General features: G+C 65.1%; 26 protein-coding genes. 14 read left to right on the top strand and 12 right to left on the bottom strand.

The annotated features are described in order from the left end of the window. Positions 1 to 149: 149 nt before the first annotated feature. Positions 150 to 1781, top strand: coding sequence for a glucose-6-phosphate isomerase (pgi, locus tag DXT59_RS25610; RefSeq protein WP_116140489.1), 1632 nt, complete (start codon positions 150 to 152; stop codon positions 1779 to 1781). On the opposite strand, the gene DXT59_RS25605 is transcribed toward pgi, so the two are convergent. Next, positions 1778 to 2485 (bottom strand): ABC transporter ATP-binding protein, encoded by a 708-nt coding sequence (locus DXT59_RS25605; protein ID WP_116140487.1) that lies wholly within the window; start codon positions 2483 to 2485, stop codon positions 1778 to 1780. The genes pgi and DXT59_RS25605 overlap by 4 nt on opposite strands. Between DXT59_RS25605 and DXT59_RS25600 the strand changes: the two genes are divergently transcribed. After that, the gene (locus DXT59_RS25600) at positions 2484 to 3155 is read left to right on the top strand and encodes an arylesterase (RefSeq protein ID WP_116140485.1); all 672 of its coding nucleotides are present in this window, start codon (positions 2484 to 2486) and stop codon (positions 3153 to 3155) included. The two genes, DXT59_RS25605 and DXT59_RS25600, sit on opposite strands and share 2 nt — an antisense overlap. Before the next feature lie 35 nt (positions 3156 to 3190). On the opposite strand, the gene DXT59_RS25595 is transcribed toward DXT59_RS25600, so the two are convergent. After that, complete coding sequence (locus DXT59_RS25595) at positions 3191 to 5122, bottom strand: SurA N-terminal domain-containing protein (RefSeq protein WP_116140483.1); 1932 nt, start codon at positions 5120 to 5122, stop codon at positions 3191 to 3193. A 177-nt stretch (positions 5123 to 5299) separates the two neighbouring features. Between DXT59_RS25595 and DXT59_RS25590 the strand changes: the two genes are divergently transcribed. Both DXT59_RS25590 and phaZ read left to right on the top strand, forming a co-directional pair. Beyond that, entirely contained in the window at positions 5300 to 5968 is a 669-nt protein-coding gene (locus DXT59_RS25590; RefSeq protein WP_116140481.1) for a nitroreductase family protein, read from the top strand. Positions 5969 to 6065: 97 nt separating this feature from the next. Next, positions 6066 to 7400 (top strand): polyhydroxyalkanoate depolymerase, encoded by a 1335-nt coding sequence (gene phaZ / locus DXT59_RS25585; RefSeq protein WP_116140479.1) that lies wholly within the window; start codon positions 6066 to 6068, stop codon positions 7398 to 7400. Here phaZ and DXT59_RS25580 read toward each other — a convergent pair. After that, positions 7382 to 9145 (bottom strand): PHA/PHB synthase family protein, encoded by a 1764-nt coding sequence (locus DXT59_RS25580; protein WP_116140760.1) that lies wholly within the window; start codon positions 9143 to 9145, stop codon positions 7382 to 7384. The genes phaZ and DXT59_RS25580 overlap by 19 nt on opposite strands. A 155-nt stretch (positions 9146 to 9300) precedes the next feature. Then, the gene (phbB, locus tag DXT59_RS25575; protein WP_116140477.1) at positions 9301 to 10053 is read right to left on the bottom strand and encodes an acetoacetyl-CoA reductase; all 753 of its coding nucleotides are present in this window, start codon (positions 10051 to 10053) and stop codon (positions 9301 to 9303) included. 197 nt (positions 10054 to 10250) lie between these two features. On the opposite strand from phbB, the gene DXT59_RS25570 reads away from it, so the two are divergent. Together DXT59_RS25570 and DXT59_RS25565 are read left to right on the top strand one after the other, a co-directional pair. After that, positions 10251 to 11468, top strand: a complete 1218-nt coding sequence (locus tag DXT59_RS25570) for an acetate/propionate family kinase (RefSeq protein WP_116140475.1) — start codon at positions 10251 to 10253, stop codon at positions 11466 to 11468. Positions 11469 to 11543: 75 nt separating this feature from the next. Further along, positions 11544 to 12017, top strand: a complete 474-nt coding sequence (locus tag DXT59_RS25565; protein WP_116140473.1) for a universal stress protein — start codon at positions 11544 to 11546, stop codon at positions 12015 to 12017. Positions 12018 to 12082: 65 nt separating this feature from the next. Here DXT59_RS25565 and DXT59_RS25560 read toward each other — a convergent pair whose 3' ends face one another. After that, on the bottom strand, positions 12083 to 12565 hold the full coding sequence (locus DXT59_RS25560) for a universal stress protein (RefSeq protein WP_116140471.1): 483 nt from the start codon (positions 12563 to 12565) through the stop codon (positions 12083 to 12085). A 274-nt stretch (positions 12566 to 12839) separates the two neighbouring features. On the opposite strand from DXT59_RS25560, the gene fnr reads away from it, so the two are divergent. Continuing rightward, on the top strand, positions 12840 to 13607 hold the full coding sequence (gene fnr / locus DXT59_RS25555; RefSeq protein ID WP_116140469.1) for a fumarate/nitrate reduction transcriptional regulator Fnr: 768 nt from the start codon (positions 12840 to 12842) through the stop codon (positions 13605 to 13607). 24 nt (positions 13608 to 13631) lie between these two features. Here the strand turns inward: fnr and DXT59_RS25550 are convergent, their stop codons facing one another. Continuing rightward, entirely contained in the window at positions 13632 to 14621 is a 990-nt protein-coding gene (locus DXT59_RS25550) for a zinc-dependent alcohol dehydrogenase family protein (protein WP_116140467.1), read from the bottom strand. Positions 14622 to 14830: 209 nt separating this feature from the next. Between DXT59_RS25550 and DXT59_RS25545 the strand changes: the two genes are divergently transcribed. Further along, positions 14831 to 15859 carry an Acg family FMN-binding oxidoreductase gene (locus DXT59_RS25545; RefSeq protein WP_116140465.1) on the top strand — a complete coding sequence of 343 codons (1029 nt, stop codon included), beginning with the start codon at positions 14831 to 14833 and terminating at the stop codon, positions 15857 to 15859. A 64-nt stretch (positions 15860 to 15923) separates the two neighbouring features. Here DXT59_RS25545 and DXT59_RS25540 read toward each other — a convergent pair whose 3' ends face one another. Further along, positions 15924 to 16202, bottom strand: coding sequence for a DUF1488 family protein (locus DXT59_RS25540; RefSeq protein WP_162878241.1), 279 nt, complete (start codon positions 16200 to 16202; stop codon positions 15924 to 15926). A gap of 154 nt (positions 16203 to 16356) precedes the next feature. On the opposite strand from DXT59_RS25540, the gene DXT59_RS25535 reads away from it, so the two are divergent. Beyond that, on the top strand, positions 16357 to 16704 hold the full coding sequence (locus DXT59_RS25535) for a c-type cytochrome (protein ID WP_116140461.1): 348 nt from the start codon (positions 16357 to 16359) through the stop codon (positions 16702 to 16704). Positions 16705 to 16761: 57 nt separating this feature from the next. Continuing rightward, positions 16762 to 17124, top strand: a complete 363-nt coding sequence (locus tag DXT59_RS25530; protein WP_116140459.1) for a DUF3564 family protein — start codon at positions 16762 to 16764, stop codon at positions 17122 to 17124. 25 nt (positions 17125 to 17149) lie between these two features. Here the strand turns inward: DXT59_RS25530 and DXT59_RS25525 are convergent, their stop codons facing one another. The 5 genes from DXT59_RS25525 to DXT59_RS25505 form a co-directional block, all read right to left on the bottom strand. Continuing rightward, complete coding sequence (locus tag DXT59_RS25525; RefSeq protein WP_116140457.1) at positions 17150 to 17998, bottom strand: ureidoglycolate lyase; 849 nt, start codon at positions 17996 to 17998, stop codon at positions 17150 to 17152. Between the two features lie 63 nt (positions 17999 to 18061). Then, positions 18062 to 18838: an SDR family oxidoreductase gene (locus DXT59_RS25520; protein WP_116140455.1), complete on the bottom strand. Its 777-nt coding sequence runs from the start codon at positions 18836 to 18838 to the stop codon at positions 18062 to 18064. Positions 18839 to 18919: 81 nt separating this feature from the next. Continuing rightward, positions 18920 to 19993, bottom strand: coding sequence for an aldo/keto reductase (locus tag DXT59_RS25515; RefSeq protein WP_116140758.1), 1074 nt, complete (start codon positions 19991 to 19993; stop codon positions 18920 to 18922). Further along, complete coding sequence (locus tag DXT59_RS25510; RefSeq protein WP_116140453.1) at positions 19990 to 21312, bottom strand: UxaA family hydrolase; 1323 nt, start codon at positions 21310 to 21312, stop codon at positions 19990 to 19992. Before DXT59_RS25510 ends, DXT59_RS25515 begins: the two co-directional genes overlap by 4 nt. Positions 21313 to 21342: 30 nt before the next feature. After that, entirely contained in the window at positions 21343 to 21663 is a 321-nt protein-coding gene (locus tag DXT59_RS25505; protein WP_116140451.1) for a UxaA family hydrolase, read from the bottom strand. Between the two features lie 431 nt (positions 21664 to 22094). Here DXT59_RS25505 and DXT59_RS25500 point away from each other — a divergent pair, with 431 nt between their 5' ends. The 4 genes from DXT59_RS25500 to DXT59_RS25485 all read left to right on the top strand — a co-directional run bounded on the left by DXT59_RS25500 (position 22095) and on the right by DXT59_RS25485 (position 25783). Then, entirely contained in the window at positions 22095 to 22913 is an 819-nt protein-coding gene (locus DXT59_RS25500; protein ID WP_116140449.1) for an IclR family transcriptional regulator, read from the top strand. Between the two features lie 133 nt (positions 22914 to 23046). Continuing rightward, positions 23047 to 24528: a sensor domain-containing diguanylate cyclase gene (locus DXT59_RS25495; protein ID WP_116140447.1), complete on the top strand. Its 1482-nt coding sequence runs from the start codon at positions 23047 to 23049 to the stop codon at positions 24526 to 24528. A gap of 60 nt (positions 24529 to 24588) precedes the next feature. Then, positions 24589 to 25161 carry a TetR/AcrR family transcriptional regulator gene (locus tag DXT59_RS25490; RefSeq protein ID WP_116140445.1) on the top strand — a complete coding sequence of 191 codons (573 nt, stop codon included), beginning with the start codon at positions 24589 to 24591 and terminating at the stop codon, positions 25159 to 25161. 196 nt (positions 25162 to 25357) lie between these two features. After that, positions 25358 to 25783, top strand: a complete 426-nt coding sequence (locus tag DXT59_RS25485) for an organic hydroperoxide resistance protein (protein WP_116140443.1) — start codon at positions 25358 to 25360, stop codon at positions 25781 to 25783. Positions 25784 to 25887: the final 104 nt, after the last annotated feature.

The following is a 25887-nucleotide window of genomic DNA, read 5'->3' as shown; positions in this document are numbered from 1 at the left end:
ACGAGCGCCTAGGCGCGAGTTCGCTCGCAAGCGCGACCACACTGAGCGCTAGAATCGATGTGACGATAGACGACGAGCTTGGCCGGTCCGGTTTGTTTGCCCGGGCGTCCCAAGCTCATGGACCGAGCCCTTTCGTTAGACCCACGCCCATGACGCACAAGACGCTGAACTCGCTTTCCTCTTGGTCCGCGCTCACCGCGCATTACGAACAGATCCGCGACGAGCGGCTGCGCGACTGGTTCGCTTCTGACACGGGCCACCCCTCGCGCGCGGAACGCTTCACGTTCGAAGGCGGCGGTATCACGGCCGATTTTTCGAAGAACCGGATCACCGACGAGACGCTGCGCTTGCTGATCGCGCTCGCCGACGAAGCGGGCGTCGCCAAGCGGCGCGATGCGATGTTCGCCGGTGAGGTCGTCAATCCGACCGAGGGCCGGGCAGCTTTGCATACGGCTTTGCGCGCGAGTGGTGCCGATGCGCCGTTTCAGGCGCAAGTGGCGGCCGAGCGCGCGAAGATGGCCGATTTCGCCGAGCGCGTGCGCAGCGGCGCGTGGACCGGGCACACGGGCAAACGCATTCGCCATGTCGTCAATATCGGGATCGGCGGGTCCGACCTCGGACCGAAAATGGTCGTCCACGCGCTCGAGCATCTGGCGCATCCCGAGATCTCCAGCTACTTCGTTTCCAACGTCGACGGCGCCGACCTCGCGCGCGTGATGGCCCGCATCGATCCCGAGGAAACGCTGACCATCGTCGTATCGAAGACGTTCACGACGCTCGAAACGATGACCAACGCGCGTTCGATGCGCGACTGGTTCGTGCAGAACGGCTGCCCCGAGAGCGCGCTGGCCAAGCACTTCGTCGGCGTCTCGGCGAACCCCGCCGAAGTCGTCAAGTTCGGCATCGCCAAGGAAAACGTCTTCGAGATGTGGGATTGGGTGGGCGGACGTTACTCGCTGTGGTCGGCCGTCGGTTTATCGATCATGATCGCCGTCGGCGCCGCGAACTTCGACGCGTTGCTCGCCGGCGCGCACGAGATGGACCGGCATTTCCGCGAGGCGCCGCTGGAGCGCAACCTGCCGGTGCTCCTCGGTATGATCGGCATCTGGTATCGCAACTTCTTCGGCCTGCAAAGCTATCTGGTCGCCCCCTATTCCGAGGCGCTGCACTTTTTGCCGTCGTATTTGCAGCAGCTCGAGATGGAAAGCAACGGTAAGCAAGCGCGGCTCGACGGCGCCTACGTGGATTACGCGACCTCGGCGGTGACGTGGGGCGAGCCCGGCACGAACGGCCAGCACGCGTTCTTCCAGATGCTGCATCAGGGGCCGACGATCGTGCCGATCGACTTCATCGCCGTGCTCACGCCCGAGCATCCGCTCGTTGCCCACCATCCGAAGCTGCTCGCCAATTGCTTCGCGCAAAGCGAGGCGTTGATGCTGGGCCGCACCGAGGAGGAAGCGCGCAAGGTCGCGGGTCCAGACAAGCCCGAACTCGTCCCGCACCTCGTGTTCCCCGGCAACCGGCCGTCGACGACCCTGCTGCTCGATTCCTTGACCGCCCGCTCACTGGGTGCGCTGATCGCGTTGTACGAGCATAAGGTCCTCGTACAAGCCGCGGTTTGGAACATCAACCCGTTCGATCAATGGGGCGTCGAGCTTGGGAAGATTCTCGGCAAAGTCGTCGAAGCGGATTTGACGAACCCGGCGTTCGACGCCAAGCGGCACGACTCCTCCACCTCGGCGCTCATCGAGCGCGCGCGCAAGGCCGCGGGCCGCGGCTAAGCACCCTGCCGGCCGGGTCCGACGACGCGGCCGGCTTCGATCGTGATCCGGCGCGCGCAGCGGCGCGCAAGCTCGATATCATGCGTGACGAGGACGAGCGTCGCGCCATGCGCCGCGTTCAGCTCGAACATCAAGTCGATGACGGCATGTCCCGTGGCGGCGTCGAGACTGCCCGTGGGCTCGTCCGCGAAAAGAATCGCGGGCCGCGTGACGAACGCGCGCGCCAACGCGACGCGTTGTTGCTCGCCGCCCGAGAGTAGCTTCGGGTAGTGCTGCATGCGCCCGCCCAAGCCCACGCGTTCGAGCAGCTCACCCGCGCGCGCGGTTGCCTCGTGCGCATCGACGCCGCCTTGCAATTCCAGCGGCAAGCGCACGTTTTCTAGCGCGGTCAGATGCGGCATCAATTGGAACGACTGAAAGACGAAGCCGATCGAGCCGTTTCTAAGCCGCGCGCGCTCGTCCTCCGACAATGCCGACAGGTCATGCCCGAGTAGGCGAACCGAACCCGACGTGGCATTGTCCAAGCCCGCGAGCAAGCCGAGCAGCGTCGACTTGCCCGACCCGGATGCCCCGACGATCGCCACGCTCGTCCCGGCGGCGACGTCGAATTCGATATCGTCGAGTATCGTCAGCTCGCCCGTTGCATCCTTGACCCGCTTGCATAAACTGCGCACTTCGATAACGGCATTGGTATTTTCTGGCATGAACAAGCGTCGCTGGATTTTCGGTACTGCGGCCTCGGCCGCGCTGGTGGCTTCAAGCCTCTTCGCGTTGACATCGACATCGCTGAGCGCCACGCCCGCGCGCGGCGCCGAAACGACTCGCCCCGTCATCGTCGTGCTGGGCGACAGCATCTCGGCCGAATACGGGCTGCCTCGCGACACGGGGTGGGTCGCGCTGCTGCGCAAACGACTCGCGCAGGAGCGGATCGATTATAGCGTTGCGAACGCAAGCATCAGCGGCGATACGACTAGCGGGGGACGGGCACGGATGCCCGAGTTGATGGAACGGCTCAAACCATCGATCGTGATCGTCGAGCTCGGCGCGAACGATGCGCTGCGCGGCGTGCCGCTCGCGACGAGCGAGGACAACTTGCGCACGATCGTCGAGCAGGCGCAGCAAGGCCATGCCAAGGTCGTGCTGGTGGGGATGTATGTGCCGTCGAACTATGGACCGGCTTATACGCAGCGCTTTCACGCCATGTATGCCTCGGTCGCGCACGAAATGAATGTGCGCCTCGTGCCGTTCTTGCTGGCCGGCATCGAAAACCGGCCCGAAATGTTCCAATCCGATCAGATGCATCCGGCACAGCAAGCGCAGCCGGCATTGCTCGAGAACGTCTGGCCCGTGCTGGCGCCGTTACTGCGCAAATAACCGGTCGCCGCGTGCCGGCGACCGGTTATGTCCGGTCATTGCGAATCGGACTGCGACGACTCGAGCGAGCCGTACAACTTCACCTTCGAGCGCTGGCGCAGCGATGCCACGTATGCTTCCAGTTGCGTCTGCGCATCGACCTGCGCGAGCTCGCGCTCGGCCGCCGCGAGGCGCGGCGCGTCGATCGGCGCCGGCGGCACGACGGCGTTCACGCGATACACCGCGTAGCCGTCCTTGCCAAGATCGACGCCGACATAGGCCGGCAGTTTGGCGTCATCGGCCTTGAAAATCGCGCTCAGCGCGAGCGGCGACACGCCTTGCGGGTCGGTGCGCGACACCTTCTGCTCGGCGCCGAAACCGGCTGTCGATTTCGATTTTTGCAAGTCGGCCAGCTTGGCCTCGCCATCCTTGCGCGCGAGTTCGGCCGCTTGCTCGGCGACGTACTTCGCGCGCACGGCATCCTTGATCGAAGCGAGCGGCGGCGTCGCCGCGGGCTTGTAGTCGTTCACGTGCGCCGCGATCAGCGTGCTGTTTCCGACATCGATCGCCTGCGTGTTATTGCGATTCTTGATCGAATCGTCGGCGAAGACCGCGGCCAGGAACTTCGGATTGTTGAGCGGGCTATCCGGCGGCAGCGCGGGGTTCGGATTCGGCGTCACCGTGGCCGTTTGCACCGTCAACTTGTACTTGTCGGCGGCCGGCTTCAGGCTCTTGGCCTGTTCGTAGACGGTCGAGGTAAAGCCGTCGGCATCCTCGCTGAAGGCCTTGGCCGCAAACTGCGTCTTCAAGTCCTTGACGATCGCGTCCTTCACTTCGGCGAACGGTTTGGTCGCGGCGGGCTTGACGTCGGTTGCCTCGATGATGTGGTAGCCGAACGACGAATGCACGAGCGCGCCGACCTCGCCCTTGTTCAACGCCATGGCCGCCGTATCGAACGACTTTTCGCCGGTCAGCACGCCGCTCGTCGACCAGCCCAAATCACCGCCCTTCGCTGCGGAACCAGGGTCTTGCGACTCCTTTTGCGCGATCTGGGCAAATTGGTCGGGGTGCGCCTTGACCTCGGCCAGCACCGACTCGGCCTTGGCTTTCGCCTTGGCGTCGTCCGCGGGGCTCGCCGTCTTTGGGGAGGCGATCAGAATCTGGCTCACGCGAACTTCGCGCGGCGTGGTGTAGCGCACAACGTTTTCGTCGTAATACTTCTTCGCGTCCGCATCGCTCGGGGCGGCGCCCGTGGCGAGCGTGGCCGGCGACAAGACGAGATAGTCGATCGTCGCCGTGGCGGGCGTCGCGAAATCGGCGCCATGAGCCGCGTAGTAGGTCGCGAGCTGCGCATCGGTCGGCTGTACCTTCGATGCATAGTCGCTCGCGCGCAGCACGAGCGGCTGGACGGTGCGCTGCGCTTCGGCCAGTTGGGCGATGCGCTCGGCCAGCGACTTCGGCGTGAACGCCGTCGTCTCGATGCTTTGCGGAATTTGGTCGATCGCGAGCCCGTAACGCACGCGCTCGTCATACTGCTCGGGCGTCATGCCCTGCATGGCCAGCAGTTGCTTGTAGCGATCGACGTCGATCGAACCGTCGGGCTTGCGCAGCGAGGCGATCACGGGATCGGAGAGCAGCGCGCGGCGCACCGCGTCGTCGGACGCCGTCAGATAGGCGCGCTGCGTTTCATCGGCCAGCGCGCGTTGCTGAATCAGGTTATCGAGCAAGTCGCGGCGGCGAGCCGGCGTATCGAGGGTCTTGGCGTCGAACTTCGCGCCGAGAAACTGGCGTGCCTGGTCGAGCTGCTGCCGCATCGCGCTGTCGAACTCGGTGCGGGTGATCTTGTGTCCGTTGACGCTCGCGACGTTCGCACTTTCATCGAAAAAGCCGCGAAAGCCTTGTATGCCGAGAACGCCCAGCCCCGGCACGATGACCAGGACGAGTATGAGCATCATCAAGCGCTGATGGTTGCGAAAGAAATCGAGCATGCGTGACCGGTTACGTTGGACAAAACGCACAATAGTACAACAGGTGCGCATCGACTCGGCAATTTGAACCTGGGGCTGGCGCCGTTGACCGAGATCAACCCCGTCCGAGCCCGGTCCGCTATTGTCGAGGCATGGGCCCGCGCCCGAGCGGCGTGACCCGTTCGAGGGAGAAACGCCATGACCGCAACACCTTGGCTCACCTACGCGCCATCCGGCAAAGCGCCGATGCGGCCCGCGGGGAGCGAGCCGCGCGCCGCGATCGATCTGCCGCGGCCCGACCTGCGCTCGGGCGCCTCGTTGATGACGGCGCTCTCGTTTCGCGCGAGTACGCGCGAATTTCTGCCCCGCCCGCTCTCGCTCGCGACACTGGGCGAGTTGCTGTGGGCGGCCGACGGCTTGAACCGGCCGCTTTCGGGCGGGCGTACCGCGCCGTCGCCGCACAACGCGCAAGAGATCGATATCTACGCGGCGCTGCCTCAAGGGGTCTACCGGTACGACGCGCCCACGCATCGGCTCGTGCTCAAACGCGCCGTCGATGCGCGCGGGATGACCGGCTATCAGGACTTCGTCGGCGAGGCGCCGCTCGATCTCATCTACGTGGTGCGCGGCTCGAAACTGCTCGAGATGCCGGCCTCGCAGCGCGATACCTTCTCGGCCGTCACCGCCGGCGCCATCGCGCAAAACGTATCGCTTTACTGCGCTTCGGCGGGGCTCGCGACGGTCGTGCGAGGCTGGCTCGATCACAGGCTGCTGGCCGACGCCTTGAGCCTGAACGAGGATGAGACCCCTATCCTCGCGCAAACGGTAGGCTTGCCAGTCGATACCGGCGCTGCGCAAAATAGCTGAACGCGGCCTGCGCCGCACGCGGGGCCGGACCGCTCGCCCGCCGGCGCGTGTCATGCGCCGCGCAACTCTTGCACGCGGCCCTAGGCCCGAGGCGACGATGCTCTATCAATGGCTCGAAACGCAGCGCGCGCTCATGCGCTCGCTCGATGCGTGGACCGCGCTTGCCGCGGCCCCGTGGGGCGCGGCGCCCGCGCCTGCGGCCGAAGCCGAGATAGGCGCGCCCTACCATGGCGACGCGCGCCTGGCCAGCGTCGCGCTGCCCGGGTGCGATTGGATCTACCGGCTGCTGCAGGCCACGCCCGAGCCGCCGCCGTTTCATATCGAATCGGTGCAACTCGGGGAACGGCGGGTTCCGGTCAGCGAAGACGTCGTGGATCGCACGCCCTTTTGCGCGCTGCGGCGGTTCGAGCGACGGTTCGCTCCGGCTTGCGCTGACGACCGGTCCCCCGCCGCTCCGGACTCGGACAATCCCCGCCCGCGCGGCACGCCGTGCGTTCTACTCGTCACCCCGCTCGCCGGACACCACGCTGTGATGCTGCGCGAGACGGTAGAAACGCTGCTCGAGGACGCGGACGTCTACGTGACCGATTGGGCCAACGCACGCGACGTGCCGCTCGCCGAAGGCCGGTTCGGCTTGAGCGACTACGTGCTCGCCGTCGAGCGTTTCGTCCGCACGCTCGCGCCGCGCGGGCTACACATCGTGGCGATTTGCCAGGCAGCGCCGCCGGCGCTCGCGGCGTCCGCGCTCGCGGCGGCGGCCGATGAAACGTTCGCCCCGCTGACGCTCACCCTGATGGGCGGCCCGATCGACACGCGCCTGCATCCGACGATGATCGATCGCCTCGCGGCCACGCACGACATCGAATGGTTCCGGCATACCGTGATCGACGCCGTCCCGCCGCGCTATGCCGGCGCGGGGCGGCGCATCTATCCCGGCTATGTCCAGCACGCGGCGATCGTGGCCGCGCATCCGCATCGGCAAGTCGCCCTAGAGTCGCGCTATTGGACGAGTCGCCTATCGGGCGACCAAGCAGCCATTGCGGCGAGCCTGCGCTCGCTGAGGGAATACTCGGCCGTACTCGATATGGACGAGGATTATTTCCTCGACACCTTGCGCATCGTCTTTCAAGAGCAGCGCTTGGCGCGCGGCACCTGGTCGGTCGGCGCGCGCCGCGTGCGGCCCGAAGCATTGACCGCAACGGCGTTGTGTACGGTCGAGGGCGACCGCGACGACATTACCGGTGCCGGCCAGACGCATGCGGCGCACGAGATCTGCCAAGGGATTCCCGGTGCCATGCGCAGACGCATGACCGTCGGCGACTGCGACCACTACGACCTGTTCACGGGGCCGCGCTGGCATGAAGTCATTCATCCGGCGCTACGGGAATTCTGGGACGCGGCGTGCGATGCCGGTCACCCCTCGAAGACATAATCGCCCGGCGCATCGGGCAACCGGGCCTCCAGCGCCCTCGCCTTCACCGTCCCGCTCGATCGCTCGCCGAGCCATCGGGTCCAGCACGGCCACCACGAACCGTCGATCGGCGCATTCTCTGCCACGAACGCGTCGGGACTTCGATACGGCGCATCGGGCCATCGCGTCGCCACGCGATAGTGGCGGCCCGGATGCCCCGGCTCGGAGACGATGCCGGCATTGTGGCCGCCCGCCGTCAGCAAGAACGTCAATGCTTGATGCGTGAACAAATGCAGCTTGTAGACGGAACGCCAGGGCGAGACGTGATCGCGTTCGGTACCGACGACGAACAGCGGCGCCTCGATATCGACCAGCGCCAGCGGCCGGCCTTGCACGCAATACCGGCCCTCGGCCAAATCGTTGCCTAGAAACAGTTGCGTCAAGTACTGGCTATGCATGCGATACGGCATGCGCGTGGTGTCGTCGTTCCACGACATGAGGTCGCTCGACTTCGAGCGCCGCCCGAGCAGGTATTCGCTCATCATGCGCGACCAGATCAGATCGCGCGCGTTTAGGAGTTGAAACGCCGCGGCCATTTGCGCGCCGTCGAGATAGCCCTGCTCCCACATCAGCGCATCGAGCGCCGCGAGTTCGCTCGCGTCGATGAAGTTGCCCAACTCTCCGGGCTCGCTGAAATCCGTTTGCGCCGCGAGCAAGGTGACCGAGGCGAACGGATCGTCGACCGTATCGGGCGAGCGCTTCGCATCGCGCGCCAGCGCGGCGGCCCCGATCGACAGGAGCGTGCCGCCCAGGCAGTAGCCGACCGCATGGACACGTTCGCCGCGCGTGCGCTCGCGCGCGGTCCGCAAGGCCGCCATCAACCCTTGCTCCAAATAATCGTTCAAACCGAGATCGCGCGCCGCGCTGCCGGGATTGCGCCACGAGATCATGAAGACGGTATAACCCGCATCGACGAGATAGCGCACGAGCGAATCGTTCGGTTTCAAGTCGAGGATGTAGTACTTCATGATCCAAGCCGGCACGATGAAAACGCTCTCGCGCGCGACTTTCGCCGTCGTCGGCGTATATTGCAGCAACTCGCACAGCGGCCCTTGCCAGACGACCTTGCCCGGCGTCGTGGCCACATCGCGTCCGGGCTTGAACGCCGCTTTCGTCACTCCGCGCACGCCCATGAGCCGCGCGAGCCACTGTCCGTAGTCTTCCAGCCAATTGCGCCCGCCGAACGCGAAGTTGGCGCCGCCCGTCCGTAGTGCGGTCGTGAGCACCACCGGATTGGTCGCCGCGAAGTTGCTCGGTGCGAGCGCATCAAGCCATTGGCGCGCGAAAAACCTCACCAGCCGTTGATGATGCGGCTCCGCTCCGCGCACGTCCGAGCTCGCTTGCTCCCACCACGCCTGTGCCGCTTGAAACGTGTCGCGGTAGACGCTGAACGGCCAAGTACGCCAAGCGGGATCGGCGAAGCGGGGATCGGATCGATCATCGGCCGCGGGCGGGCGCAATGCGGCCACTCCCGGGATCCATTCGGGGCATGTGCGCAGCCCATCTTGCAACGCTTGCACGGCCAGCGCCGCGTTCTTGCCCGGCGAGACCGCCAGGTGCACCGCCCAGTCGATCCATGCCAGCAGCGCCGAAGCCGGCGAAAGCCCACCCGTCGCCGCGGCGATCATCGCGTGCGCGGCGCGATCGAGTGCATCGGCAGGCGTGGGCTGCGCCGCGTCACAGCCGCATACCGGCTCCGGTGGCATCGCGCCCTCGGAACCGGAACGCTCCGAGCGCAGCCGCGCATCCAAATACGCGATCGAGGCGTCGTCGCCATCGGCCTGCGCGATCTCGCGGCTCTCGCGCTCGTGGCGAATCGCCGGTAGGCGCGGCGGCGCGGCTTGTCCGTTCGTCGGTGCGCTCATTGCATGTGCATCCCGCCGTTGACCGCCAAATCCGCGCCGGTGATGAACGCGGCGTCGTCCGAGCACAGAAAGGCGACGAGCGCGGCGACCTCCTCGGGGCGACCCAAGCGCCCGACGGGAATCTGCGGCAACACCTTCTTCTCCATGACGTCTTGGGGCACCGAGGCGAGCATCGCCGTATCGAGATAACCGGGCGAGACCGTGTTGACGGTGACCCCATGGCGCGCGCTCTCGAGTGCGAGCGTACGCGTGAAACCGTGGATACCCGCTTTGGCCGATGCGTAGTTCGCCTGACCGTATGCGCCACGCGAACCGTTCACGGAACCGATATTGACGATGCGCCCGAAGCGGCGCTCCAGCATGCCCGCGAAGAATTGCTTCGTGACGTTGAAGAGCGCGTCGAGGTCGGTGTGCATGACCTCGTCCCAATCGTGCTTCGTCATTTTGGAAAACGTCGCGTCGCGGACGATGCCCGCATTGTTGATCAGTACGTCGACGGGTCCCAACTCTTCGAGCACGCGCCGCGCGCAACGCTCGCACGAATCGAAGTCCGCGACGTTCGATTCATAGGCATGGAAGCGGCGCCCGGCGTCCGCCTCGCGCGTGAGCCACGTCGAGACGTGGTCGTTATGCTCGGAATGCGACATCGCGACGGTCATGCCGGCGTCGTGCAGACGGCGGCTGATCGCGGCACCGAGGCCGCCCATCCCGCCGGTGACGAATGCAATGCGTCGAACTGGAGCGGCCATGGCTGTTCCTTGATGAGATAAGAATATATGCATGACGCGCCGGACCAAAGCGGTTGCCGCATCGGGCGCGCGGGCGATGAAGGGGCGTGCTCCACTCTAGAGGCCCCACACGGCGCGTGAGTTGATCGGCGTCAACGGGACCTGCCGCCGCGCCGACTAAAGTCCGGGCAAGATCGACCTAGACAAGGAGTGAAAAGATGCCCGAGCAGCATGCGGTTCTCGTCCTCAATGCCGGTTCGTCGAGCATCAAATTCGGCTTGTTCGATTGTTCGACGGGCGAAGCGAGCCGGCGCGCGCTCGCCGCCGGAGAAATCGACGGTATCGGCGGCACCGACGGTATCGACGGCCCGATGACGTTTGCGGTCGACGGCGCGGCTCCTCGTGCGCTCGCTCGCGACGAGGGCGACCCCTATCGCGCGGCGCTCGCGCCGGTCATCGACTGGCTTCGCTCGGCGTGGCCCCGCGTGCGCTTGGCCGCCGTCGCCCATCGCGTCGTGCACGGCGGCCAGCACTATTTAGCGTCCGTGTTGGCAAGCGACGAAGTGCTGAACGAACTACGTACGCTGATTCCGCTCGCGCCGCTGCATCAGCCGCACAATATCGACGCCATCGACACGTTGCGCGCGGCCTGTCCCGGAGTGCCGCAAGTGGCCGTGTTCGATACGGCGTTCCATCGCACGTTGCCGCGCGTCGAGCAGTTGCTGCCGTTGCCGCACGCTTGGTTCGACGAGGGCGTGCGGCGCTACGGTTTCCACGGACTGTCGTACGAATACCTGACGATCGCCCTGGCCGAGGCGTTCGGCGAACTGGCTCACGGCCGCGTCATCGCCGCGCATCTAGGCAGCGGCGCAAGCCTATGCGCGTTGCACGGACTCAAGAGCGTCGCGACGACGATGGGCTTCTCCGCGCTCGACGGCTTGATGATGAGCACCCGCTGCGGATCGATCGACCCGGGCGTCGTGCTGCATTTGATCGACGTGCGCGGCTTGTCGCACGAGGCCCTCGGCACGCTGCTCTATCACCATTCGGGACTGCGGGGCGTCTCTGGACTATCGGGCGATCCGCGCGTGCTGCTCGAGCAAGAAGCGCAGGACGTACGCGCAAGGGAAGCACTTGCGCTGTACGTCCATCGTATCGTGCGGGAGACCGGGGCCCTGGCCGCCGCGCTCGGAGGCCTCGACATGCTCGTTTTTACGGCCGGGATCGGCGAGCACAGCGCGCCCGTTCGCGCGCGCATCTGCGGTGCGCTTTCGCTGTTCGGCATCGAACTCGACGACGATGCGAACCGGGCCAACGCGCACGTTATTTCGCGCGCGACGAGCCGCGTGAAGGTCGTCGTCGAACCGACGAACGAAGCATGGATCGCCGCGCGTGCGGCTTGGGCGCTCGTTGGGGGACGCTCGCATCTCGGTTGATGTGGATCAGCACGCCTCGGTGCGTTGCCGCCGATCATGGAAGCATTAGTTCGGAACAAACCAAGAGGCAACCACATGTACACCCGCATTCTTGCGCCGATAGACGGTAGCGAAACCTCCGCGCGCGCATTCGATTCGGCCTTGCGCCTGGCGCGCGAATTCAACGCGCAGTTACTCCCGTTATACGTCGTCGATGTTCCGCTCGTTGGGGCGGACGCGCCGGGCTACGACCCGTCGATCGTGCGCGATGCGCTGTTCGAGGAAGGCTCGCGCGTCAATGCGCAAGCGCTCGTGAAGATGGAGCGTGAAGGCGTAACGGGCACGCCGAGGGTCGTCGAAACGAGCGCGCTCGGCGACGACGTCGCGCATAGCATCTTGCGCGTCGCCAACGAAGCGGGCGCGGATCTCGTCGTCATGGGGACGCACGGACGGCGGGGCTTCCGCCGGTTGATCTTGGGCAGCGTCGCCGAGCGCTTCCTGCGCATCGCATCGCGCCCCGTGCTTCTGATTCCGCCAAGCGACACGACAGCCCAAGCAACAGCCAAATAGACGGCCCAACATTCCGCCGAGTTGCCGCGCGCACCTTGCCGGCGCGCGCGGCTATCCCGCAAACATCAGAGGGTATCGGCCGGCTCGCTCCCTTCCGTATCCGGCGTGTGCCGCACGAGCAACACGGGCGTATGCGCTTTGCGCAGCAACGCTTCGGCGACGCTGCCGAGCAGCACGCGGCGCATCCCGTGCCTGCCATGCGTCCCCATCACGACCAAGTCCGCCTCGCATTCGTCGGCTGCGCGCGCCAGTACGTCGGCGATACCGTCGCCATAAGCGTCGAGCGCCCGTGCGGCGCCTGCCACACCGTGCTCGCGCAACAAGTCACGCGCCTCGTCGAGCGCAGCCGTGGCCGCATCGACTTGGGCCGCATCCGCCCCTTGCTCGGGCATATAGACCGCGCCCACGTCGACGAGCTGCGGCGCATGTTCTACCACGAATACGGCCACGATCTCCGCCCCGGAGGCCTGGGCGATCTTGATCGCTTCGTCGAGGGCCAGACGTGCGCCGCGACTACCGTCCACGGCAGCGAGAATCCGTTTGTACATGAGCTATCCTCCTGGGCCTGCGCCCGCGGTTGTTATGCTGACGGCATACAGTCTGGGGCCCGCGCCGAACGGCGGTCTTGACGGCGATCAACGGCTGCGTTTCCTCCTTTCCCACGCGTTGGTGTAGGACAACGCTTACAAAGCTTCCACAACGCTTACCGCACTTTCATACGCCGCCGATTTCTTTATAGCGTCCGGCCTCCGATACTGCCAATCAAGAGATGGACCTCTCGCGCCGCTTCGCGCTCGCGCGAGCCCCTTTTGAGGAGGTCGTATGCTGAACGAAACCACCTTCGCCGACGATGACGTAGCCACGGCGCCGGTCGCTTGCGGCAATTCGAAGAGCGGCGCACATCGTCCGGCGCAGCACTGCGCGGGCTACTCGATGCGCTCTGCCTGCATGCCGCAGACGCTGAACGCGCAGGAACTCACGCGCTTCGATTCGATCGTCAGCGCCACGCGCCTCATCAAGCGTGGCGATTCTCTCTATCGCGCGAACGATACGTTCCAGAGCATCTACGCGATCCGCTCGGGCTCGTTCAAGACCGTCGTCATGCACCGCGACGGCCGGGAGCAGGTTACGGGTTTTCATCTAGCGGGCGAGGTGCTCGGGCTCGACGGCGTGTGTACCGAACACCACAGCAGCGATGCGATCGCGATCGAAGACAGCAGCGTGTGCATCATTCCCTACGCGCTGCTCGAATCGATGTGCGCCGAATCGAAACGGCTTCAGCAGCAAGTGCTGCGCATGATGAGCGGCGAAATCGTTCGCGAATCGTCGCTCATGATGCTGCTCGGCACGATGAGCGCCGAACAGCGCGTTGCCGCCTTCTTGCTCAATATGTCGAGCCGGATGAAAGCGCGCGGCTACTCGGCCGCCGAGTTCAACTTACGCATGACCCGCGAGGAGATGGGCAACTTTCTCGGGATGAAACTCGAGACCGTGAGCCGCATGTTCTCCAAGTTCCAGCGCGACGGCCTCGTCCAATCGCACGGCAAGCAAATCCGCATCGTCGATCTCGACCAATTGGGGCGCGTATGATCCCCGCCCGCCCCTGCGAACGGATCAATTGCTCACGGCGAGCACCGCCGCGCCTGCGAGCCGCCCTTCTCGCAGGTCGGCCAACGCGCGATTCGCTTCAGCCAGCGGGTAGACCGTGGTCGCGATGTCGAGCGCGATTGCACCGGCGAGTTGCATGAATTGCCGGCCGTCTTCGCGCGTCAAGTTGGCCACGGAGACGATGCGGCGCTCGCCCCACAGCATCGCGTAGGGGAACGACGGAATGTCGCTCATGTGGATGCCGCCGCAGACCACCACCCCGCCCTTGATCACCGCGCGCAATGCCGCGGGCACGAGCGCGCCGACCGGCGCGAAAATAAGCGCGGCGTCGAGCGGTGAAGGAGCCTGTTCGTCACTGCCGCCGGCCCACGTCGCGCCTAGTTTGCGCGCGAGCGCCTGCGCCGCCGTATCGCCCGGACGCGCAAACGCATACACCTCGCGGCCCTCATGACGCGCGACCTGCGCGACGATATGCGCGGCCGCGCCGAAGCCGTAGATGCCGATGCGCTTCGCATCGCCGGCCATCGCCAGCGTTCGATAGCCGATGAGCCCCGCGCAGAGCAGCGGCGCCGCTTCTATATCGGAATAGCGCGCCGGTAGACGAAAGCAATACCGGCTGTCCGCCACCGTACGTTGCGCGTACCCGCCGTCGATCGTGTATCCGGTAAAGCCCGGCGCATCGCACAAGTTCTCCTTGCCGCGGGCGCAAAACGGACAATGGCCGCACGAATGCCCGAGCCAAGGCACGCCGACGCGCTCGCCCAGTGCGAAATCGGTAACGCCCTCGCCCAGTCCCGCCACGACGCCGACCACTTCGTGGCCGGGAATGAGCGGGGTCTTCGGGTACGTCAATTCGCCGTCGACGACGTGCAGGTCGGTACGGCATACGCCGCAGGCGCGCACGTCGATCAGCACCTGCCCTCGCCCCGGCCGCGGCTCGGGCACGTCGCGCAGTTGCAACTGCCGGCTCAGTCCATAGAAGACCATCGCTTGCATCTCGCTGCCTCCTTAACCAAGCGAACCGAGCGGCCGTTTTCCCGCCTCGTCTCGCGTTCGTGGGCTGCCGTTCATTTGAGCGCATTTCGTCTGGCTTGTGTTGACCCAGCGCAAAGCGCCCACGGCATGCTCGCGTCACCATCGATCGTGACCGGTGCGGTGCCATCGCCGCGGCACCCACGACCCGCATTCCTCGAGGAGACATTGCGATGGATACCCAGACTCACGACGCTTGGTCCGTGGATGCGAGCGAGCTCGCCGCGAACGCCACCCCGGCCGAGACGCTGCGCTTCGCCCTGCGTTATGCCGTACTGGCGCCGTCGAGCCATAACACTCAGCCGTGGCGTTTCATCGTCGACGGCGAAACCGTCACGCTGAACGCGGACCGGCTGCGCGCACTGCCCGTGGCCGACCCGTACGACCGGGAGCTCATTATTAGTTGCGGCGCGGCGCTGTTCAATCTACGCGTCGCTCTGAGCCGCTTCGGCCTCGCCTATGCGATCACGCTGTTTCCGTCTCGGGCCGATCCCGACACGCTCGCCACGCTCAAGCTTGTTCCGGGCGGGCATGTCGACACGGGCCTCACGGCCCTGTTCGATGCAATCACGGCGCGCGTAACGACGCGTCTGCCGTTTTCGGATGAACCGATCGCGCCGGAGATCCGCGAACGGCTCATCGAGGCGGTGCAGGCCGAGGGCGCCGAGCTCGCCTGCGTCCATACGCACGAGGCCCGCATGCGACTCGCCGAATGGATCGCCGAAGCCGATCGCCGGCAATTCGACGATCCGCGCTTTCGCCGCGAACTCGCGGGATGGATCCACTCCAGCCGCCGCGACGACGGCATGCCTGCCTATGCCGGCGGCATCAGCACCCTGCTCGACTTCGCGTCGCCGCTCGTCTCGCTCGCGATTCGCACGTTCGATATCGGCGGCGGCGTGGCGGCCGCGCATCAGGCGCTTGCCACCGGCTCGCCGTTGATCGCCTGCATCGCCACGGGCTTTGATGACGCGCCGGCCTGGCTCAGCGCCGGCCAAGCGCTCGAGCGGCTCCTTCTCACGGCCGTGACGCAAGGGTTGACCGCGTCGTATCTGAACCAGCCGATCGAACTGGAAACGATGCGCGAACGGTTGCGCGCCACCATAAATATCGACGGCGCCCCGCAGTTGCTGCTGCGGCTCGGGCGCGGCCCGCGCATCGGCCATGCGCCTCGGCGCGCGCTGACTGACGTTGTTTCCTAAAGCGTCCGCGCCGCGCTTTTCGAAGACCGGCGGTGCCTCGCCCCCGTGCTGGCGCCGTCGCGCCTTACGCGTTGTAGAACCGGAAATAGCCGCTATGCAGCAGCACGGGCTTCTTGCCGATTTCCGCCAAAAGCTCGCGCGCGGCCCGTTCGATTTCGCGACGATGCCGATCGAATGCGGTCAGGAGGTCTTGTTCGCGCAGCGACGCGGCGCCGAAGTGATCCTCGAGCGCCTCGGCAGTGATCGCGCATTGCACGCGTTCGTCGTCGACGATCGCCGGGAACGCGAGCACGAGATCCCGGCCGCAATATTCGGCCGGCTCTTGCGGAAAGCTGATCTGCATGTCTGTCACCTCGAAGAACGCGGCCCGGTTGCGAAGCCGCCGTCGAGTTCAGGATAGTCGATGCGGCGGCCGGCGCGGCTTGACTTGGGTCAACCCGGTCCGCGCGCCGTGCTCCTAGACTGTTTTTAAAGCGATGCACGCGGAGAGTGGAGCAATGAAGGCGTATTTACGCACGGTGGTAGCGGGCGTGGCCGTATGCGCGGGTTGCGCGGCAGCCGCGAGCGGCGCGCTTGCTCAACCGCCCGAACCTACCGCGCTCATCGATCAACAGCATTGCATGTTCTGCCATACGGTCGACAAGCCGTTTCTCGCGCCGTCGTTCCGCCAAATCGCGGACCGGTACCGCGACCGGCCGCACGCGAGCGCGATGCTCGAGGCGAAGCTCAGACATGGCGGCAAAGCGCATTGGGGCGACATGGCGATGCCGCTGCCGGCGGAGCGCGGCGGCCCGCTTTCGGCCGATGATGCGCATACCCTCGTGCAATGGGTGCTGAGTCAGTAAACACTGCAATTTCGATTCAACCGGCCTGATACGCAGTGCAAGAGCGAGGACACTACGATGCGCATCACGATCCATCTCAGCACGTTCGAGGAAACGAATCCCTGCGCCTACGCGATCGTTTGGATCGATCGCGACGCACAACGCTGGTCGAGAGAAAGCCATTTCGGGCTAGAACTTCCCGCATGGGGCGTCGTCCACACGCACCCCAGCGTGACGCTGCTGTGCGGTCCGCATGACGGAGCGCCGCTGTGCGAACTGGACGGGCTCGAACTCGGCGGCGAGGACGGCCCGTTCGAGGGCGAAGCGGGCAGCGCGCGCTTGTGCAGCGACAAGGCGCGCGGCCATTGGCATGTTCAATGCATCGACGAGGAGGCTGCCGTCCCCGAGCACAGCCTATTCGCCGACGAACAGGGGATGTGAGCGCGCTGGCGCGCGTCTTGTCGACCTACTCGGCCTGCACCGTCCGTTGCAGTTGTTCGCCGAGACCGGCGATGCCTAGGCGCATCGTCTGCCCCGCCTTCAAATAGACCGGTGCCGGTTTGATGCCGAGGCCGACGCCCGGCGGCGTACCCGTGGAGATGACGTCGCCCGGTTGCAAACTCATGCAGCGGCTCAGGTAGGCGACAACCTGCGCGACGCCGAAAATCATCGTCCGCGTATTGCCGTTCTGATAGCGGTGGCCGTCCACCTCGAGCCATAAGTCGAGCTGCTGCGGGTCGCTCACCTCGTCGCGCGTGACGAGCCACGGACCGATCGGGCCGAACGTATCGAAGCCCTTGCCCTTGTCCCACTGCCCGCCGCGCTCGATTTGCCACTCGCGCTCTGAAATATCGTTGACGACGCAATAGCCCGCGACGTAATCGAGCGCATCGGCCGCATCCACGTACTTACAGGCTTTGCCGATGACGACGCCGAGTTCGACCTCCCAGTCCGTCTTCGTCGAACCGCGCGGGATTTCGATATCGTCGTTCGGGCCGACGATCGCACTCGTCCATTTATTGAAGACGACGGGCTCCGTCGGTACCGGCAAATTCGATTCGGCCGCATGGTCCGCGTAGTTCAAGCCGATACAGACCATCTTGCCGACGCGCCCCACGCAGGCACCGAGCCGCACGCCCTGGGGCACGCGCGGCAGCGCGGACGTGTCGAGCCCGCGTAGCCGGGCAAGACCCGCCTCGCCCAGCACGTCGCCCGCGATGTCGTCGACGACGGCCGAGAGATCGCGGATCACGCCGTCGGCGTCGAGCAACCCGGGCTTTTCCTGGCCCTTGGGGCCGTATCGAAGAAGTTTCATGCTTTATCGCTCAGTTCCAAAGATAGCTAATCGAAGCACCGGCCATTGCCGGCGCTCCATGACTCAGTTCGACCACCCGCCGTCGATCAGATGAATCTGCCCCGTCGTGAAGCCCGCCTCGTCCGATGCGAGGTAGGCGGCGAGCGCGGCAATTTCCTCGGGCCGGCCGATGCGCCCCATCGGCTGGCGGGCGACGAACGCCGCCTCGACCTCGGCCACCGTTTTGCCCTGCGCCCTCGCTTGTTCCTCGATGCGCGCCGCGAGCGAGGGCGAAGCCACGGTGCCCGGACAGATCGCATTGCACCGTATGCCGCGCGTCACGAAATCGGCGGCCACGGATTTCGTGAGACCGATAACGGCCGCCTTCGTCGTACCGTAGACGAAGCGGTTCGGCACCCCTTTGACGCTCGAGGCCGCCGACGCCAGATTGACGATCGAGCCCGCGCCCCGCTCCAGCATCGCGGGCAGAAACGTCCGTATTGTCCGATACATCGACTTGACGTTCAGATCGAACGAAAAATCCCAATCGGCCTCCTCGCATTCGAGGATACTGCCCGCGTGAACGAAACCCGCGCAATTGACGAGGATGTCGATGGGACCGACGGCCTCGGCCAACGCGGCAATCGCGGCTGCATCGCGTACATCGAGCCGGCGCGATTCGAACGGTGCATCGGCGAGCAACTCGGGGCGCACGTCGGTCGCGATTACGCGCGCGCCCTCCTGCGCCAATCGTTCGGCGCAGGCGCGGCCGATGCCTTGGGCACTGGCGGTGACGAGCGCCGTCTTGCCCAGCAGGCGCGAGCTCGGCGGCTCGGGAAAGTTCGTGGCGGTGGCGGTCATTGCGTGCGGGGCTCCATGAAAAGAACAACCTTCGAATACCGTAAGCCAAAAAATGCCGATGTGGGTCGATCCTGAGCCCGGTTACGCGCCCGGCGTCGGCGCGCGCGGATCCAACAAGCCTTCCTCGCGCAGCGAGCGCCACAGGCCGACCGGAATCGAAGCCGTGAAAGCGGCGGCGTTTTGCTCGAACTCGCGCGCGCTGCTTGCGCCCGTCAATACGCTCGCCACTGCGGAGTGCGCATACGGAAATCGCAGAGCCGCGCTCGGCAGCGCCACGCCGTGGGCGTCACAGACGGCCTCGATCCGTGCGACGCGTTCGACCACGGCAGCCGGCGCCTCGCCGTAATTGAACTTGAGCGCGCTCGATTCCGCGCCCGGCGACTCGCGCAAATGCCGCACGCCGCGGGCGAGAATGCCTGAATTAAACGCGCCGCCCACCAGAAGCGAGACGCCGCGACGCTCGCACTCGGGCAGCAATACATCGAGCGTGTTTTGCTCGAGCAGCGTATAGCGCCCCGCGAGCAGCGCGCAATCGATGTCGAATTCGCGCATCGCGTCGAGTATGGCGGCCTCTTCGTTCACGCCGAGCCCGACAGCTTGCACGGCCCCCGACGCACGCAGCGCATCGAGCGCCTTGAAACCGCCCTCGCTCAGTTGCCGCCAGTAGTGGCTGTTGCGCTCGCCATGGGTCGCTATGCCGATATCGTGTACGAGCAAGATATCGATGCGCGCCACGCCTAGCCGCTGCAGACTATCGTCGAACGAACGCATGATGCCGTCGTACGAGTAGTCGTATTCGGGCGAAAACGGCAACGGATGCGCCCAGCCGTCGCGCGGCGCGCGGGCGCTTTCGCCGCGATCGGGCCGCATGAGCCGGCCTGCTTTGGTCGACAACACGTAGCTCTCGCGCGCGCGTTCCCGCAGCGCCGCGCCGACAACATGCTCGCTCTTCGTATAGCCGTAGTAAGGCGCCGTATCGAAAAACCGGACGCCGGCGTCCCAGGCCGCCTCGAGCGTCGCGCGGGCGTCGGCCTCGGAGACGTCGCGGTACAAACCGCCCAAGCCCGCGGTGCCGAGCCCGAGCGCCGTCGCCTCGAGCGAGGTCCGCCCGATACGGCGCCGCTGCCCCACTTGTACCGCCGCGCCCGCGCTCATGCGCTCACCCGCGCGGTCGTGGCCGGTACGATCGGCAAGCAATCGGGGCCGATCGGATCGAACGCCTTGTAAGTCAATATGAACTCCTGATGGCCGAGCATTTCCGACTTGGACCGCGCGCCGCGCCCCAACGCGAGCGTGAGATGGAAAATTTCGCGGCCGACTTCGTCGAGCGATGCCCGTCCTTCCAAGATTCGCCCCGCATCCACGTCCATGTCGCCCGACAAGTTGCGGTAGGTCGCCGGATTCGCGCAAATCTTGAGGACCGGCGAGACCGCCGATCCGACCACCGAGCCGCGCCCGGTCGTGAATAGGATGAGGTGGCAGCCGCACGCGATGAGTTCGCCGATCTCCGCGTTGTCGCTGATATTCGGGAAACCGAAGCGCGGCTCGCCGTCGGGGACGACATCGAGCAAGTACAAGCCCGCGGTCGGCGGTATGTCTCCCGGTTTGACGATGCCCACGATGGGCGACGCACCGCTTTTGGCATAGGCGCCGAGCGACTTCTCCTCCTGCGTCGTGAGCCCGCCGTCGGCATTGCCCACGGCAAAACTCCCATGGCCCATGATCGTGTAGTAGCGCGCCGCTTTTTCGACGCAGGCGACGATCGCCTCACCCAATCCCGGCCGTGCCGCCCGCGTCTTCATATGATGCTCGCAACCCACGAGTTCGCCGGTTTCCTCGAAGACGCACGCCGCGCCGCGCTCGATCATGGCGTCGAACGCACGCCCGACGGCAGGGTTGGCCGTAATCCCGCTCGTGCTATCGGACCCGCCGCAGACGGTGCCGACGATCAGTTCGTCGAGCCGCATCGGGACGGGGCGCATCCGCGCGAGCTCGGCCCGCGCCGCGCGTACCCAGTCGACGCCGCGCGCGATCGTCGCACGCGTCCCGCCACGCTCCTGAATCGTCAGCACCTCGACCGGCCGGCCGCTCTCGCGCACGATCTCGGCCAGTTGAAGCTTGTTCATGCTCTCGCATCCGAGCGACACGAGGAGCACGGCGCCCACGTTCGGATGCGTCGCGATACGCGCGAGCATCTTTTGCGCATAAGCGTTCGGATAACAGCCGGGAAATCCGATCAGGTGCACCTCGGGCGGCGTATCGTGGGCGTTGCGCTGCTCGAACACGTCGTCCGCCACACCGGCTTCGTCATCGAAATCGGCGAGACGCGGCGCGAACTGCGAGACGATCGCGCTCGCGACGTGATGGGCGCACTCGACGAGATACGCGACGGCAACGACGTTGCGGATGCCTTTGCGCCCATCGCGGCGCGGGTATCCAAGCAGCGGTGCGCTATCGGAGTGAATGTCGTGCATGAACGTGTCGGTGGATAGATCGAGGGGCTCTCAAGGTTTGTCGCGCTTGACGTAGGTATGGCCCGCATCGAGCGTGTACGTCGGCAGATAGTCGCTTTCCAGATTGTGCGTATGCAGGTGCTCGCCTTTGTCGACCGCGCATGTCACGTGGCCGATCGGCGCGCCGTAGCGCAGGACCTTTTCGCCGGCCCGCAATGCGCGCCGCGCGAGCTTGTGCCCCAGCGCGATCGCGCCGGCCAATACGACCGTTTCGCCCTCCACCTCGAGCGCGGTGCCGGCGGCAAGCGTCGTCGCGGCGATGAGGCAATTGTCCTCGGGCGAAAGCAGCAGGAGTCGCGGATCGAGCGTCATCGAGCGTCACTCCTGACTGCCGGCGACGCGCGCAAGCGCTTCGATACGAAATGGATTGAACGAACTGCCCAATGCCCGGCGCGAACCGGTTCGATGCTCGGTGTGATAGTCGTCTCCTGGTCCGAATGGCGCTTTCGCGCGGCTTCGATCTCCATGCTTAGCTGTATTGCGCCGGCAAGACGCAACGGGACGGGCCGATGCGGCCCGATCTTTTCGTCGTCTCCGAGGCGGCTTGGTTATGCTGCTGCTTTTGGCTGAGCAGGTGCCCCGTGGGCTTCGCTCCGCTCGTCCTGCCGGTGCATCGGCGAGAAATATCCTGGATGCACTCGTTCATGGATGAACTTATTATTCATATACGGACATATGACCGTCAAGCATGGCGTTCGCCCGTGTTTTCCCTTAAGTACCCCATGCTACGAGGCTGAGCCCCAGTGAAATCCGCGAAATCTCCTCAATCGGCCGACACCGCCATCGACGCAGCGCTCGATGAAGCGGACCGTTACCGTGCTCCGGCGCTCGACAAAGGGCTCGACATCCTCGAGCTGTTGTCCGAACAAAAGGACGGGCTGACGCGAGCCGAGATCATGAAAGCGCTGGGCCGCAACGCGAGCGAGATCTACCGCATGCTCGAGCGGCTCGTGGCGCGGCAATACGTCGTGCGATCGGCGGGCGGCGACCGCTATTCGCTGAGCTTGAAGCTGTTCGCGCTGGCGCACCGCCATCCCCCGATGAACCGCTTCATTGCGGCGGCGCTGCCCGTCATGCAGGCGTTTGCGGACGAAGCCGAGCAGTCGTGCCACCTGACTGTGTACGACCGCGGCAACTTGCTCGTCATTGCGCAAGTCGACGGCCCCGGAACGTGGGGGCTGTCGATTCGCCTCGGCTCGCACGTGGGATTGATCGATACGGCGTCGGGCCAGGTCATGCTCGCCTTCCAAAGCGAGGCCGAGCGTGCGCATATGCTCGCGGAACACACGAAGGTCAAGGGCGAAATCGCGCTCGACGAACGCGCGCTCGCCGCGACGTTGACCTCCATTCGCACGCGCGGTCATTTGCGCAAGGACAGCGCGCAGACGTTTGGCGTGACCGACGTTACCTTCCCGATCCTCGGCCCGGCCGGTCATGCGATCGCGTCGTTGACGACGCCCTACATGCGGCGCATCGACGAATACGTCGCGCCCTCGCTCGATCAAGTGACGACGATGCTCGAGGCCGCCTCGGGCAAACTGTGCATGCATGAACCGCGCTAGCCGAGTGCGGCAGCCGCGCCGTTTTGCCGCATCGATCGATGCTTCAGTTTCGACGGCGCGCGGCCGTTAATCGAAGCGTAAACTCCCCTCCGGCATCACCGCATCGCAGACGCATATCGCCGATCAGCCCGCTATGAAACCAGCCCCATTGAACGAAGCAGCCGCCCTCGACGCCTCGAGCGTTGCCCCGCTCGACCTGTTCGATCTCACGCCCACCTCGCTGTGGCTCGAGGACTACAGCCGCTTGCGCGCGTTATTCGATACGTGGCGCAACGATGGCGTGAACGACCTGCGCGCGTTTTTACAAGCCGACACACGGCGCGTTGCGCAGTGTTCCGCCTGTATCCGCGTACTCCGGGTCAACCGCCGCACGCTCGATCTGTACGGTGCGCGCGACTTCGAAGAACTGTCGGCGCGCCTGGCCGACGTCCTGCGCGACGACATGCTCGAAGCGCATATCGAAGAGCTCGAACAGATGTGGTCGGGCAGTCTCTCGTTCGAGAGCAAGAGCGTGAACTACCGGCTCGACGGCCGCCGTTTGGACATCATGCTCAAGGGCGTGATCATGCCGGGGCATGAAACGACGTGGGACCGCGTGCTGGTCGCGATCGACGACATCACCGATCTCGAAGACGCGCGCCGGCGCGCCTTGTCCAGTCATCGATATGCGCAAGGGCTCTTCGAGCACGCGCCGGTGTCGTTGTGGATCGAGGATTTTCGCCGCATCAAGGCGCTCATCGACGAAGTGCGCGAGCAAGGCATCACCGATTTCCGCACGTTCACGGACGTGCACCCCGAGTTCGTCGAACGCTGCATGGAAGAAATCGTCGTGCTCGACGTAAACCGCTACACCATCGACTTGTTCAAGGCAGACGATAAGGCCGCGCTGCTCGGCCGCTTGCCCGAGGTCTTTCGCGACGACATGCGGCCTCACTTTCGCGAGCAATTGATCGATCTTTGGGAGGGACGCCTCTTCCAGCAGCGCGAAGTCTTGAACTACTCGCTCGACGGCAGCGAAGTGCATTTGCACTTGCAGTTTTCGGTTTTCCCCGGCCACGAGCACGAATGGGATCTCGTGCTGCTTGCATTGACCGACATCACAGCTCGCAAAAAGGCCGAAGCGTACCTCGAATACCTCGGCAAACACGATGTGCTGACCAAACTGAAGAATCGCTCGTTCTACGTCGACGAATTGAACCGGCTCGAACGCAAGGGCCCGTTCCCCGTCAGCGCGATCATCGTCGATTTGAACGACTTGAAAACGGTCAACGACCAACTCGGCCACGCCGCCGGCGACGGGTTGTTGCGCCGGGCCGGCGAAGTGCTCGCCAAGGCGATTCACAAGCCCTATCAGGCCGCGCGGATCGGGGGAGACGAGTTCGCCGTGTTGCTGCCGGGCGCGAACGAGCGCGAAACCGAGGTCGTCGCCGACGGCATTCGCCAGATCATCGAGCTGAACAACCAGTTCTACTCGGGCCCGACGCTGAGCTTTTCGATGGGCTGGGCCACCTGCGAACGCGGCGACCGGCTCGAAGACATGCTGCGCGAGGCCGACGCGGCTATGTACGAGGACAAACGCCGGCACCACGCACCGGAGACCCAACCCGAGGCTTGACGCGAAGAAAGATGCACGAACCGCTTGACTCTCTACCTACTAGTAGATAAAGTACACCTCATGGAAACGACGAAGACAGTCCGCGAGCAAATCCTCGATCACGCCATCACGCTGATGATGCTGCGTGGCTACAACGGGTTTAGCTATCGCGACCTATCCGATCTCGTCGGCGTGAAGACCTCGAGCATTCATTACTACTTTCCATCGAAAGACGATCTGGTGCTCGAAGCCGTTCAGGTCTATACGCGGGAAGTGCAAGACGCGGTGCAAACGATCGACGCCGGCTTGCCGGCGCAGGCAAAGCTGGCGACATTCGCGAAGATGTTCGGCCGCACGCTCGGCGACGGCGACCATATTTGCCTATGCGGCATGCTGGCCGCCGATATCGAAACGTTGCCGGAGCCCGTGCGTCTGGCGGTGCAGGCGTTTTTCAGGGCCAACGAGAGTTGGCTGACTCAGGTCTTTGCCGAGGGCGCCCGCAACGGCACCCTCGCATCGAGCGCCTCGCCTGAACAAGCGGCGCGCGCGTTTTTCGCGGCGCTGCAGGGCGCCGGGCTCGCCAGCCGATTGTTTCGCAGTAAGAGCCGCCTGGAGGAAGTGGAAGCGTCGTTCAAGTTGTCGAGACCGGCGTAGGAGCGAGAACCTTTGAGAGGGCGTATTCGACGCCCTTTTCGTTGACTCGGATATCTATCTCCTAGTAGATAGATTTGAAGTACGATGACCGTAGTGAAGCAGTTCGCAGCAACCGGCAGTTTTTTAGGAATGGCCTATCCTGAACCGGCTAGGCCGGCCCACCCACCAACAGTCGAATTTTGATAGGAGTTGCACCATGTCGATCGAAAAAGTTCTCTACCGTGCTCATGCTCGTGCCACGGGCGGCCGCGATGGCCGCGCGGTGGTTCCCGATAGCGGTCTCGACCTGCGCTTGACCACGCCGCGCGAATTGGGTGGCGCGGGCGGCGACGGCGCGAACCCCGAGCAATTGTTCGCGGCCGGCTATAGCGCCTGCTTCATCGGCGCCATGAAGTTCGTGGCGGCGCGCGACAAGATTGCTTTGCCGCAAGACGTTTCGATCGAAGGCAGCGTCGGCATCGGCGCAATTCCGAACGGTTTCGGCATCGAAGTGGAATTGAAGATTTCGCTGCCCGGCATGGACCGCGCGAACGCACAAGCGCTCGTCGAAAAAGCGCACCAAGTGTGCCCTTACTCGAATGCGACCCGCAACAACATCGACGTCACGCTGACGCTCGTCTAACGCGCGCATGTAGAAAAAAGCCCAGGCCGCGGTGGCCTGGGCAAACACCACCGGGATACCCAGCGGCTCGGAGAAATTCGGCTACCCTTGCCTGGCTCGCCTAT

Origin of the sequence: Trinickia diaoshuihuensis, assembly GCF_003390925.1 — a bacterium.
GTDB classification, from domain to species: Bacteria; Pseudomonadota; Gammaproteobacteria; order Burkholderiales; family Burkholderiaceae; genus Trinickia; species Trinickia diaoshuihuensis.
This window is presented reverse-complemented; position numbering and strand designations above follow the sequence as displayed.